Raw genomic sequence first — 12,309 nt, forward strand, 5'->3', positions numbered from 1 at the left:
GCCAGTGTTGATCTGTCAGCATGGTACGAGGCATAGCGAATAGTAAAATTGGGTTTGGCGATTTGATTTTACTACTTCGCTATTTTTTTAAACTAAAAGTGTCAACACACCCTAGACATCCATCACATCTCTTGAGAAAAAACGAAGAACATGCAGTGCTGAATTTAAACAGCAGATCGTTCAGGCTTGTAAAGCACCGGACGTTTCAATTGCTTCAGTCGCTTTGCAACATGGATTGAATACAAATCCCCTATCCAACTGGATTCGCTTAATTGATGGTAAGCTAGAGAAATGATCGCTCACCACTACCGAATAAACCTGCATTTATTGCTTTATCTTGCTCTGCACCATTAGATCCTACTCCTACTGACATGTTAACGGTTCAAATTACTTTACCCCACTCAAAATCAGAAATTGGCTTGAAATGGCAAGTATCAGAAATATCTGCTTTAGGAGAATTACTCAAGGCACTTGCAACATGATCCGTATCGATGAAATCTGGCTGTCTACCCAACCTCTGGATATGCGAGCAGGTATGGATACTGTCATGGCTCAGGTGCTGAGAGCCTTTGGCTATATCAAACCGCATTGTGCTTACCTATTCTGTAATACAAACGTGACCATCGCATGAAAGTGCTGGTGCATTATGGACTGGGCATCTGGCTGTGTGCCCGGCGGCTGGAACAGGGAAAATTCCACTGCGCTAAAGTTCACCAGGGTGAAACCGTGGCCCTCAGCCCGGAGCACTTACAAGCACTGATCCAAGGTTTAGCTTGGCAAAGAATCGGTCTGCAGCAAGTGGTAACAATGCTCTAAACCAAGCTCGGCCATTCTGCTATTCTCCAAACATTCTATTTCCTCTGCGTCATGACCTCAAGCATACTGCGGCCATGAATACGCTGCCTGATTTAAGCCAACTGACCCATGAACAACTGCTGGAATTTACCCGGCAATTGGCGATGCAGCATCAGTCTTTAGCATAATCAAATCAGCAATTAGATGCCAGAGTTCAACATCTTGAAGTCACCAATCAGCAATTAGATTCTAAAGTTAAATCTCTCTCTATTCTCAATCAAAAATACGAGCATGAACTTGCGCAGTTTAAACGGCATAAGTTCGCCCAGAAGAATGAACACTTAACGGCCAAACAAATCCATCTTTGGGACGAAGCGGTCGAAGAAGATATCGCAGCTGATGAATTAGTATAAAAATAAAGTTAGTAAATAAATTATATAAATCAAATACTTTTTTATTAAATATAAAATTTATTTGATTTAATTTTGTTAATTTTGGGACTGTGTTATTCTACTATTGTGACGCTAAAAATAACTTACCTGTGCAGAAAAAAATGATGACACCATTGCTCATTGATGCATTAACAATTTCTGAAGGCAGGTTTGAAAAACCATGCCCAGTTTTAGTTTTGAAAATGATGTTACTCAATGAGGAAATGAGCCGGGAGTTTTCAGAAAAAATTAAAAATCAAGCATTACTACTGCTCGCGATATATCGTAAGTTACTGCTTGCTGTCGATAGGGACTTATGTAAGGTAAAAACTCTAAAGGATAGTGTGAAAAGAAGACACTGGGCTAAAGTGGATAAAGCACAGGACAAGATGGTGGTTGCAGGCCAACTTCGACTAAAGAGTTTAGATCCAGAAGAAATGATTTTATTTTTAAATACACAGCATTTTTTGAAAAAGCTGCCGATTTCCTTTGTTCAAGAATTGGTTAATTGGGCATCACCGGTGGTGAGTGGTAATTTTTTAATCGAAAATGTTTTAGCTGGTTATATCGCCCAGAAGCTTTTGCCATTAGAAAGAATTAAAGTGAAAGAGCTGGGTAAGTCTGTGCAACCATATTTTCATTTAGCTAACTTTTCTGTATTTTTACCTCGACTGGAGGAACTTTATCAAAAATATCAGCAGCAAATTGTTCGTGTGGCACCAATGGCAGAAGTTGCTTTGGCTTTAACAGACTTGAAGAAGGCAAGAGTCTATCGTATTCGGAGTAGTTCATGAAAAGTTATTTCAAGAAGCTCCTAGAATGTATTAATCAGAATGAAAATATAGAAGAAAAAGAACTGATCCAAGCATTATTTTTGTTGCGTGCACACTATAGCTTAGCTGGCATTGTTGTCATTTGTCAGCGAATCTTTACATTGATTGGGGATGATGAATTACCAGAATTTCGTGATGAGCTTAATACGTTAAAGATCATTAGTAGATTGCAGGATTCTGAGGAATATGCACATTTTTTCTCAGAAACAATAGATAGAAACACACATACACCCACGCCATTACGTCCATACACTGGAGACAGTGGAATTTGTGATTTGCTATTGATTCAAGCAGGACGAAGTCGAAATAATGAGAGTTTTGATACAGTAATTATTTGGTTTTTAGAGCAAATATTTCACTTTCAAAAAAAAGTACATACCCTAGGGCTTTATAGTAGTTATTTAAAGGGTGATGGAAGCATAAAGCTGAAAGCTCAAAAAGGATCTCGTGTGTATAACGCCTTTTTAGCAATCAGGCTGTTGGGTGATCAAGGTAATGAGTATATTTTAGAACAAGTCAAAGAATTACTTATTCAAAATTCACCGAAACAACTGATTCATTTGATGTCTGCTGGTTCTGAAGATAAACGATTAAATGATGTTTTTTATATATTAAAGCTGTTTTTATCCCAAATTTGGCAAAATGATCCACTAAAAAATAAGAAGAAACGTCGAGAATTTTTACACCGTATAGGGTTAAAGCATAGAAAACTGATCTTGCAACGATACGGCTCATTAAGTATTGCTATTCAACCTTTAGAGGATGTAGATGAAATTCATCGTGGTCTAGTATCTGAAGTATTTGAGGATAATGAGATTGAAGAAGATGAAACACCATTGGAGCCATTGTTTACATTTTTTTTGGCAGAACAATCCGATTTAATTCGAGGTTTTTATGCCTCTAAATCTACTTCTCAACATATTGAAGCTGCAAATGTTGGTTTAGTTTGGACCAAATCGCGATTGTCCTTAATTTCAATTCAAGAAATATTTAGGCTCTGTCAACCATCTCATACTGATACCAGCTTAATTTTACGCGCAAAATTAGCTTTAATATTAAGTTTACTCACAGGACGTTCGGTGAGTGAATTAACAGCGCCTCGTTTTAGTCAAAATGCAGATCAGAATAATATTGCTATTCAGTATGATCATACTTTATCTGCGTATGTATTAAGTGTGTTTGCAGGGACACCGACACTCAAAAAAAAACCAGAAGATTCTAAATTTCATGTGCCATGGACCAATGAATTACATTTGGTTTTACCGATTGAACTCAATGATTTAGTGAGTCAAGTCAAAAATCTTGGGATTACAAGACATCATATGGCAGTTGAACGTGACGTGAGTGAACTGATTAACCGTGTACCTAAAGAGCTAGAAATCAGCCTCAAAAGCATTCGAGATATTCTTCCACGGTTGTTATATGATCATAGCCAAGGTGATTTAGCTGTCGTTAAAGCAGTGACTAATGCATCAGGTCGAAATTATGATAACTTGATTCATTATGCCTCTTTTGAACAGAGGCAACTTGAGCAACTCTGGGCTGCTTGTTTAAGAACGATAAAAATTAATATTCCTGAATATATATACTCTTCCAATAAGCGTGTGGGTAGCCCAATTGGAATAAAGATTGTTGAAATACAAAATGAAATTACACGAATAAAAAAGAGAATAAATCAGGCTTCTGAACATAAAAATTGGCAGGTGCTCTTTGATAGCTTGACGTTGTATACAGCATTATGGATGAATCTTGCAACTGCAGGACGAGGAATTAAGCAGCCCTTTCCAAAGTGGATCAGTCAGCAAGGCTGGGCATTGATTCAAGATAAACATCATCAAGATGAATCAACCGATCGTTATGTGCCATTGACGCAAGCGTTGATCAAACAGATTCAAGGTTTACGTGGTTTGATGGGAATGCTAGGGGAGCAAATTGAACCACGTGTTGATTTATCATCTTATGCTGTGCAACTTTGTGCTCCTCATCAGATTGAAGGTTTAGTTAGAAATTGGGCACGGAAGTTGGTTCGCTCTGATTATAATCAGTTACCTGGACGGTTCAAGGACGCTGGACTTGGGCACTGGATACGGGGTCGTCATCCATGGGATATGTTATCTGTATTTCCTGTATCAGCTTTTCAACAACAGTGGCTTGATGTACAAGAAAACTTGCAAAAACAATTAGGTTTCGAATGTCTTGAAGGTTTTGATTTTTTTAAAATCAAGCATATTCCAACATTTGTTTTAACCCAAGAGACTAAAACAGCTCAAGTAGAGACGAAGCTGAGAATACAATATTCAGAGAATGATGTAAAAGAATGGCTGAAAAACTCAGAGTATGAGTCCTATTGTCCGTTGATTTTTGAGGAAAATCCTGAGCCACAAGTAGCTTTAGAGCTTGGACATGTATTAGCTTCCCATTTAGCTAAAAATACAAACATTGATTTGCCAGAAGCCATAAAGGCATATTGTGCTTATATTCGCGATAAAACTAAAATTCCTTTATTCGTTCAACTTCCTCAAAAAGCTAATCGTACGTGGCTGACATCTGAAAATAGTTTTAGTACATGGAGTTATACTGAACAAAACTTACTTGATCTTATTCAGAAGGATTTAGAACATTTACCTGAACATCAAAATTGTGATATTGAAATAGGACGTTTGCTGGTTGTACTCTCCATGTATTCACAACTGTGCAGAGTGAGCCATTTACAAGCGATGTTGGAGTTTATTGCTTCTGATCAATATATAGTCGCTATGGGGAATAGTCGGCTCGTTGAGCTAACAGTGAATAATGATAGATCTGTGACGAAGATACGCCGTACAGTACTGTTAAGTCCTTATGTCTCGACTTTAATATTAGTAGACCGACAGTATCTACAGCCCCGATTAAAAGAGATTTTAGCACAGTCAAGAAATCAACAAAGAACGGCTTGGCAAAAGTGTTTTAATACATATTTAAAACAAATAGGGCTTAAGTCAACTCTATCGTTAGCTCAATGGTTGAAAGCTTTACAGCAAAAGGTGATGTTAAATAGCACTCCGTTGATTGCAGGTTATATATCAGGCCAAGTCCTGACGGAAGATCTTTCAATAAATGAATTATTACGATTATCCGAATATGAAAAATTAACCACAGGTTTAGATAGCACTGAGCCAGAAAGTGAAATAGAAATAGGCGATGAGCAACTACATTTGTCTGATATTTTAGCGATGATTCAGCAACTAAAAGGTGAGTCTAGATCAAGCATTTGGCTTAAACAGCTTGCTAGTAATAAAACGAATCACTACTCAGTCAATTTATTAACATGCTTTGTGCAATGGTTGATTTTACGCTGTGATGCAGAAGAGTTAAGTCTACAGAATCGAAATATGATTCATCTACATTTGGCCATCGTCAGTGCAGGTATATTGGGGTTTTCAGAAGATTTAACAAAAGATAGCCAGATTGATGAAGATGTATTTCAAAAATGGATGGAGTTGACGCAAGAGCATTTTCCACACCGCAAGCATCTCGCTGCGTGGAATCGCTTTAGAGAATTTTTAATTCAATTAAATGATGATCGTATAAAGTTACACAAGCGTACAGCGCATCAAGCAAGTGCTAAGGTTTTTTCAAAAAATGAAGTGCGGCAGATCGTTCAAATATTACAATCTGTAGAATCTGGGGTGAATGATACTGTTTTACGTCTAGAGATTCAGCGTCATTTTCGTTTATCTGCGGCGATGGGTGTACGCCGTTCAGAGACACTTCATTTACGGCCCTTAGATATTGATGAGGATATGCTCAGAATTCGTCCTTATGGTGAGCATCAGCTAAAAACACTCGGATCAGAACGTGTTGTTCCGATGAATTTATTAAGTCAGACGATTAAAAAGGGATTAGATGATGTTTATCAAAATAAAAAATATTCGATATTAATGTCTGATGAGAACAGTGAACATAAGCCTTTTTTTGATCAAATATCTCAAATATTAAAGAAAGTCACTGGAGATGTTGATCTCAGCTTACATCATTTAAGACATACGTTTGCAAGTGCATATACTTTAAAGTGTTTGCAAACAGTGGTGGATTTTAAAGTGCTCACGATAGAACTGCCATGGCTACAAAATTGGATGCCATCGAATGAACAATTTAATACGCTAGTAGGCAATGAAGGACAGGTCGGTCAAGGGATTAAGGCGATTGGTCGAGTACTTGGACATTTACATGAATCGACAACATTAAAGCATTATATTCATATCTTATTTCTAGCTACTTATGCCTATAGCATGCAACAACAGCAACCCAATTTACATACTGCATTTTTTAAGCGAGTCATGAGTCGGAGTAATTTATTCAGGCATTTCCAAGCGATTAACCAACAGAATAGTAATCTAAAATATGAGTTGAGAGATACCATCGAAAAATATGTACTCAAAAAAAGACAAACTCAGAGGTGGGTAATCTATGCTCAAAAAAGAGGAAATTCGACGGGTAAAGTAATTAAACACGAACTATTTCAAAAGATTGAAGATATTGAGCGGTATCTTATTTCTGGGCAGGGGCAGCCACAATTAGATATTGAGTCCTGGAAGAGAGCTTTAATTACGATGTCAAACATTCCTTCAGGTAAACGTGGTTCAAATATAGGAAGACATCCATTATTGACACAAGGAAAGTTAGCACGTTTGCCTGAATTACTAAGTGCTGTAGATTTTAATTCCGCACAAAAAATTTTAGAGCGATTTGATTATTTAGAACGAAACCAATCAGACACTTATAATTGGTTAATAAAAAAATGGTTGTATGAGAGTAATGTAACAAAAGTATTGATGCATTTTACGGCAGAAGATAAACCTATGCTTTCACTTCTTATAGAACATCAGTTTTTTCCGGTAGTGATGAAACATAATAAATATGATTATTTTAGAATAATGTCTCAACAAGCATCATTAAGCGCCGTGCGATGGGTACTTGCGTGGTTGAGTGTACGATATTTAGCGATTGGAGATCATATCTGAATCTAAGTATATATGACTTATGCACGCTTTGTTACACAAAGGTTTGAAAGACAGCGCTACTTTAATTGAGCTAATTTCAAATGACAATTTGGATGTAAGTGCAGCCAAATTCTGTGAATTTGTTCGAGATAGCTACGTGTGCATAATACATTTACCTGACTAGAAAAATTTCTTGCTGCTCATTTATAGCTTAATAATAGAGACTTAAGTATTTTTTATGGATCAACAGAACCGAAAAACATCGCATTATCCATTGCGTTTTGTCTGCTGCTGGAAGCTATGTAACATGATTCCTTAGGTGAAATAGCCTAAGCTTAATAAGTGATTAAAAGGCCTGAAAATCCGCGAATTTGATTTTTTTCTTCGCTTTCAATTTGATCCATACGTTATTTATTTATTTATATTTTTCATTTACAAATCAATAAAATATTCTAATTTGGTTTGATCAAAGAAAAAGATACCCATTTGATAATTAGGTTACAGCAAAATCTGTAATCGGGCGTGGAAACCTGAAAATTACTACAGAAGTATTAAAACCGCTTTAACAGTTTTTTGTGCCTATTATGCTTAGTTTGCTATTATTAAATATTATTCAGCATAAAGTCATGTTGCAGAAGAAATGTCACCTTCAATGCAGCGTGACAATTTTGAAGTAGCACGAACTGATTTTGAAAAACATCCAATCATCAAATGTTTATTTAAAGCGGATAACGTCACGCGACACATAAGTTGTCATTTGCGACGCATAAAATGTCATTGAACGACACATAAGTTGTCATTGAAAGAAACCGCGATTATTGGTGGTTTTTTTATCAAGTCTCATATTAATTTTCTAAAATTAAAACTTTATGGTTAAATTAGATTGCATAAAACCGTGGAACATTGGTTGGTAAATAAGCGTGGAACATGAATAATCAATAAAAAGCCGTTCTGGTGCCCTATACTCCAGAACGGCTTGCTTTAATATAATGATATTTAAAGAGAAATATCAAGCATTACGTATAAGGTGTATTATGTTAATTTTAGGAAATCTTAAGATAATTATTAATGAGTGGCTTAATGAATAAAGAAATTTCTGTATTACTGCATGACGTTCCTACTCATGCAGATTACGCATGTGATGCAACCGATTTAGATCTAGAAGATATTCCTGAAGATCGTATAGAAAAAGTCATAAATTTATTAAATTCTTCTGATGAAAATACTGTCTTTGAAGCAGCAAAACTTTTGACTCATTGGGGACAGTCATCTGGTTTTGATGTATTAGTAAATTTATTAAATGAGAATAAATTAGACGGTTATATAGATCATCGTTTACATGGTTATGATGATACACTGCAGCATGTACTTCGCGCTTTTGTCAGCTATTGGGCAACCCAAGCTGACTTAGGATTTAGTGAGCAGGCTAGAAGTAAAATATTCCCTCCTATACAAAAAATTATCGAAAAATCTAACACTCAACCATTTGATATCGCAGGTGTATTTTGGGTAATTGAAAAGTATAAATATAGTGAATATATTCCTTTGATAAAAAATCATTTAACTCAAATAATTGATCATCCTAAACTACATTTTTGGAAAATACATGATGCTATTGATCTTATGCTCAAGTTGGATCCTGAGTTTGTTCATAAGTTATTAAATGAAAAAGGCAAAACATTAGAAGACTTTAAAATTAGTAGTTTATAAAGCCTTTCATTTAACATAATGGCTGTTATACGAAATTAATGGGATGTTCATATAGATTACTTGCATATTGTATTCGATCGAATACAATATAGTGAGAAGAGAAGGAATCCTCATGATTGAAATTAAACGTCTGCCAGAATTTGATGAATGGTTGGATGGCATTAAAGACAATATGACCCGTATCCGCCTGAATCGTCGATTAGATAAGGTTTAACGTGGAAACTGGGGAGACATTAAACCTCTCCAAGATGGCGTTTGGGAAATGAGAGAATTCTTCGGTTCTGGATGGAGGATGTATTACATCCAACATGGTGACGTTGTGATTGTAATGCTTGGTGGTGGAGATAAATCAACTCAACAACAAGACATCGATCGTGCAGTCAAACTATCGAAAACGTTGGAGGATTAAAATGGTTAAAGTAGCTGATTTACCAAGTTTTGATATGGCTGAGTCACTCAAAACTGAAGAAGACATTGTGATTTATCTCAATATGGTTCTTGAAGAGAATGATCCAGCTGAATTAGCTCATGCACTTGGTGTTATTGCTAAAGCTCGTGGCATGACTCAAATCGCTAAAGAAGCAGGGATTGGGCGTGAGGCACTCTACAAAGCCCTACGTCATGATTCAGCACCACGTTTTGATACAATTAATCGTGTAGTAAATGCTTTAGGCTTAAAACTCACAGTACAACACGCCTAAAGCTTTAAAAAATATAGTAAAAATGGGAGCTAAAGGCTCCCATTTTTAGATTCCTATAACGTGTATTATGTTAATTTTAGAGAAACTCATAAATGAATATAATAATTTGATTAAAATCCATTCTCTAAAATTCGGATATCAACACCAAGAACATCATCTTTTATCTTAAAGTGATGTTCTTGCATATGTACGGTTGCAAGGTGTGCATCTAAATGTTTGATACTTTTCCATTTTTCCAACATAACGACTGTATTTTTCAATGGCGCCTGATAAGACGCATGACTCTCATGATTAATAAGTAATTCGTAGCCAAAACAACCATCTTCTTCAAACACTGTTGGTGTGATCTCCTTGAATGAATTGATTACATGTTGCAGATGCTTTGAACCGGGTTTTACTTTAATTTCAGCAATAATTGTTAACATCATTTACCTCTATATCACTGATGCAGAAAAATTACGGATCAAATGTTGGCGATAGTCATCTTTTATTTGTGGTAAGTTTGGTGCTTTGATGACGTCATGAGCAATAAATGTTGACATGCTTTGCATACCAAGAAACTCATTGGCTTTTCGAAAAGGCAAATAAACCCCATCTACACCTCTCCCCTCAAAAAATTGTTTTGGATCAGTAAATACTTCAGCAGGTGCATTCCAAGTTAATGACAGCATAAATTTTTTGCCATGCATTAAGCCTCCCGAACCATATTTTTTAGAAGTATCCGAACGTGAACGACCATCATTAGCGTATATATGACCATGACCTTCAGTAAATACATCATCAATATATTTTTTTACTGTCCATGGTGCACCCATCCACCAGCCTGGCATTTGATAAATAATAGCATCAGCCCAAAGATATTTTTTTACCTCCTCTTTTGGATCAAAAGCACTATCAGCACGCGTAACTTTAACTTTATGACCTAATTTGGTTAACACTTCTTCTGCTAAAATTGTCAAGGTATCATTCAATTCACCATTAGAATGAGCAAAAGTTTTAGCACCATTGATAATTAAAATATTATTCATCTTCATCCCAAATTGAATAGAGAAGTACAATATAAATTTAAGATCCATCAACATAAATGCAATTATTAACAAAACATTATTGATTAATTGTTAATAATTAAAATTAATATATAATTAAAAATGATTTTTTATTAATGATTTACTTAGATATGAAATCTACATTTGATGAACTTTTAGTATTTGTTACGATCGCTGATTGTGGCTCTATAGTGAAAACAGCAGAACAATTAAATCAAACAACATCTGCTATCAGTCGCACATTACAACGCCTCGAAAAAAAATTAAATGTTAAATTAATCGAACGTACAACCCGTAGCCTTAATCTTACCTATGATGGAAAAATTTTTTTAGAAAGAGCAAGAAAATTACTTTCTGATTTGAATGAAGCTGAAGAGTTGTTAATTAATCCAGGTACTGAACCTACAGGCTTAATTAAAATAGATTCAGCAACACCGTTTGTATTGCATGTAATTATTCCATTAATACCAGAGTTTATAGAACGATATCCAAAAATCAGTATTGAACTAACTAGTCATGATCATGTAATTGATTTATTAGAGCATAAAATAGATGTTGCTATACGATTTGGTGATCTAGAAGATTCAAGTCTCTATGCAAAATTATTATATAAAAGTCGTTTGTATATCGTTGCTAGCGCTGAATATCTCAAAAAAAATAACTTACCAAAATCTATTATTGAGTTAAATCAACATAGATTATTAGGATTTAGCCATCCTTTGCATTTAAATAATTGGCCAATTTATATAAATGATCAACTATATAAAACTTCACCATCTATTACAGCTTCTAATGGCGAAAGTGTTCGTCAACTTGCTTTACAAGGCGTAGGAATCGCTTGTCTCTCTGAATTTTTAATTTTAAAGGATATAAAAGAAGGTAAATTAATTGCTTTATTTGAAGATGAAATAAAGATTCATGAGCAAAAAATCCATGCTGTCTATTACAAAAAAAATTATATACCTAAGAGAGTTAGATTATTTATTGATTATTTATATGAAAAATTACAACAGCTTAATTAATTTTAAATGGATTTTTCAAACCAGAGTCTGAAAAATCCACCAAATCACTACCCATTTAACATAATGGAGGTTATGCGAAGTCGACTTGTAATGCAATTTGCATTACACTGTTCCTAGTACATTAAATACTTGGGAAATATGATGGCTACTGTTAACTTCAGGATCGATGAAGCCCTTAAAGAAAAATCTTATTCAATCCTTAAAGAGCAAGGTATTGCACCTACGGATTTCTTCACTAGTATTCTTGAGTATGTTGCTACGACTGGGAAACTGCCTGTCAAAAAAGCTTTGCTTTCGGAAGAAGATGAAGAATTATTAGCTCTTGTCCGTAAGCGCATTAATGATCCTAAAGAGATGTTTGAGGAAGTCACATTAGATGACTTATAAGCTTTTACGTCACAAGGACTTTACAGCAGAATGGGAAAAACTCCCTGTTGCTATACGAGATCAATTTAAAAAGAAACTAGCCAAAGCCATAGAGCAGCCACATATTCCAAAGAATATGCTTAGAGGCGATCTTGCAGGTTGCTATAAAATCAAATTATTAAAAGCTGGTGTCCGACTTGTCTATCAAGTTAAAGATGATCAGGTAGTTATCCTGCTCATTACCGTCGGAAAACGAGCTGATAGCATAGTTTATGACGAAGCGAAAAAGCGAATTAAAGACTAAAAATGGGAGCTTATAGCTCCCATTTTTGTGTTATTCACCAATTAAAATGTCTATGCGAAAAACCATTTAAAATGTCCTGTTTTTAACCACAAGAGTCAAGCACAGGATTTAAATTTCTT

The 12,309-nt window shown here is 35.3% G+C and carries 11 protein-coding genes and 3 pseudogenes; 12 read left to right on the forward strand and 2 right to left on the reverse strand.

The window, feature by feature from the left end; all coding sequences use genetic code 11:
- The first annotated feature begins 121 nt into the window (after window positions 1–121).
- From NI455_RS15570 to NI455_RS14455, 9 genes and pseudogenes are all read left to right on the forward strand, one after another.
- Window positions 122–482 (forward strand): annotated as a pseudogene (locus tag NI455_RS15570) (transposase).
- A complete protein-coding gene (locus tag NI455_RS14420; protein WP_004647769.1) occupies window positions 479–631 on the forward strand; it encodes an IS66 family insertion sequence element accessory protein TnpB in 153 nt (50 codons plus the stop codon). The pseudogene NI455_RS15570 and the gene NI455_RS14420 overlap by 4 nt, the downstream one beginning before the upstream one ends.
- Window positions 628–816, forward strand: coding sequence for an IS66 family insertion sequence element accessory protein TnpB (gene tnpB / locus NI455_RS14425; RefSeq protein WP_004647767.1), 189 nt, complete (start codon window positions 628–630; stop codon window positions 814–816). Before NI455_RS14420 ends, tnpB begins: the two co-directional genes overlap by 4 nt.
- A gap of 74 nt (window positions 817–890) precedes the next feature.
- Window positions 891–1,202, forward strand: a pseudogene (locus NI455_RS14430) (IS66 family transposase); the annotation flags it as partial.
- A 146-nt stretch (window positions 1,203–1,348) separates the two neighbouring features.
- Window positions 1,349–2,020 (forward strand): hypothetical protein, encoded by a 672-nt coding sequence (locus NI455_RS14435; protein WP_005105953.1) that lies wholly within the window; start codon window positions 1,349–1,351, stop codon window positions 2,018–2,020.
- Entirely contained in the window at window positions 2,017–7,062 is a 5,046-nt protein-coding gene (locus tag NI455_RS14440; RefSeq protein WP_253114771.1) for a tyrosine-type recombinase/integrase, read from the forward strand. The genes NI455_RS14435 and NI455_RS14440 overlap by 4 nt, the downstream gene beginning before the upstream one ends.
- Before the next feature lie 1,059 nt (window positions 7,063–8,121).
- Entirely contained in the window at window positions 8,122–8,751 is a 630-nt protein-coding gene (locus tag NI455_RS14445) for a hypothetical protein (RefSeq protein WP_253114774.1), read from the forward strand.
- Window positions 8,752–8,863: 112 nt separating this feature from the next.
- A pseudogene (locus NI455_RS14450) lies at window positions 8,864–9,160 on the forward strand (type II toxin-antitoxin system RelE/ParE family toxin).
- A 1-nt stretch (window position 9,161) separates the two neighbouring features.
- Entirely contained in the window at window positions 9,162–9,452 is a 291-nt protein-coding gene (locus NI455_RS14455) for an addiction module antidote protein (protein ID WP_004647750.1), read from the forward strand.
- Window positions 9,453–9,562: 110 nt separating this feature from the next.
- Here the strand turns inward: NI455_RS14455 and NI455_RS14460 are convergent, their stop codons facing one another.
- Together NI455_RS14460 and NI455_RS14465 are read right to left on the reverse strand one after the other, a co-directional pair.
- On the reverse strand, window positions 9,563–9,877 hold the full coding sequence (locus tag NI455_RS14460; RefSeq protein WP_005105962.1) for a putative quinol monooxygenase: 315 nt from the start codon (window positions 9,875–9,877) through the stop codon (window positions 9,563–9,565).
- Between the two features lie 9 nt (window positions 9,878–9,886).
- On the reverse strand, window positions 9,887–10,480 hold the full coding sequence (locus NI455_RS14465) for an NAD(P)H-dependent oxidoreductase (RefSeq protein ID WP_253114777.1): 594 nt from the start codon (window positions 10,478–10,480) through the stop codon (window positions 9,887–9,889).
- A gap of 149 nt (window positions 10,481–10,629) precedes the next feature.
- On the opposite strand from NI455_RS14465, the gene NI455_RS14470 reads away from it, so the two are divergent.
- The 3 genes from NI455_RS14470 to NI455_RS14480 all read left to right on the forward strand — a co-directional run bounded on the left by NI455_RS14470 (window position 10,630) and on the right by NI455_RS14480 (window position 12,190).
- Complete coding sequence (locus NI455_RS14470; protein WP_035334907.1) at window positions 10,630–11,520, forward strand: LysR family transcriptional regulator; 891 nt, start codon at window positions 10,630–10,632, stop codon at window positions 11,518–11,520.
- A 141-nt stretch (window positions 11,521–11,661) separates the two neighbouring features.
- The gene (locus NI455_RS14475) at window positions 11,662–11,907 is read left to right on the forward strand and encodes a type II toxin-antitoxin system RelB/DinJ family antitoxin (RefSeq protein ID WP_000246755.1); all 246 of its coding nucleotides are present in this window, start codon (window positions 11,662–11,664) and stop codon (window positions 11,905–11,907) included.
- Entirely contained in the window at window positions 11,897–12,190 is a 294-nt protein-coding gene (locus tag NI455_RS14480) for a type II toxin-antitoxin system RelE family toxin (protein WP_004647759.1), read from the forward strand. The genes NI455_RS14475 and NI455_RS14480 overlap by 11 nt, the downstream gene beginning before the upstream one ends.
- Window positions 12,191–12,309: the final 119 nt, after the last annotated feature.

The organism is Acinetobacter lwoffii (assembly GCF_024129435.1).
GTDB classification, from domain to species: Bacteria; Pseudomonadota; Gammaproteobacteria; order Pseudomonadales; family Moraxellaceae; genus Acinetobacter; species Acinetobacter lwoffii_F.

Coding starts and splice junctions, on each gene's coding strand:
- NI455_RS14420 (WP_004647769.1), top strand. CDS start 479: ATGATCCGTATCGATGAAATCTGGCTGTCTACCCAACCTCTGGATATG.
- NI455_RS14445 (WP_253114774.1), top strand. CDS start 8,122: ATGAATAAAGAAATTTCTGTATTACTGCATGACGTTCCTACTCATGCA.
- NI455_RS14465 (WP_253114777.1), bottom strand. CDS start 10,480: ATGAATAATATTTTAATTATCAATGGTGCTAAAACTTTTGCTCATTCT.
- NI455_RS14455 (WP_004647750.1), top strand. CDS start 9,162: ATGGTTAAAGTAGCTGATTTACCAAGTTTTGATATGGCTGAGTCACTC.
- NI455_RS14460 (WP_005105962.1), bottom strand. CDS start 9,877: ATGTTAACAATTATTGCTGAAATTAAAGTAAAACCCGGTTCAAAGCAT.
- NI455_RS14480 (WP_004647759.1), top strand. CDS start 11,897: ATGACTTATAAGCTTTTACGTCACAAGGACTTTACAGCAGAATGGGAA.
- NI455_RS14435 (WP_005105953.1), top strand. CDS start 1,349: ATGATGACACCATTGCTCATTGATGCATTAACAATTTCTGAAGGCAGG.
- NI455_RS14475 (WP_000246755.1), top strand. CDS start 11,662: ATGGCTACTGTTAACTTCAGGATCGATGAAGCCCTTAAAGAAAAATCT.
- NI455_RS14440 (WP_253114771.1), top strand. CDS start 2,017: ATGAAAAGTTATTTCAAGAAGCTCCTAGAATGTATTAATCAGAATGAA.
- NI455_RS14470 (WP_035334907.1), top strand. CDS start 10,630: ATGAAATCTACATTTGATGAACTTTTAGTATTTGTTACGATCGCTGAT.
- tnpB (WP_004647767.1), top strand. CDS start 628: ATGAAAGTGCTGGTGCATTATGGACTGGGCATCTGGCTGTGTGCCCGG.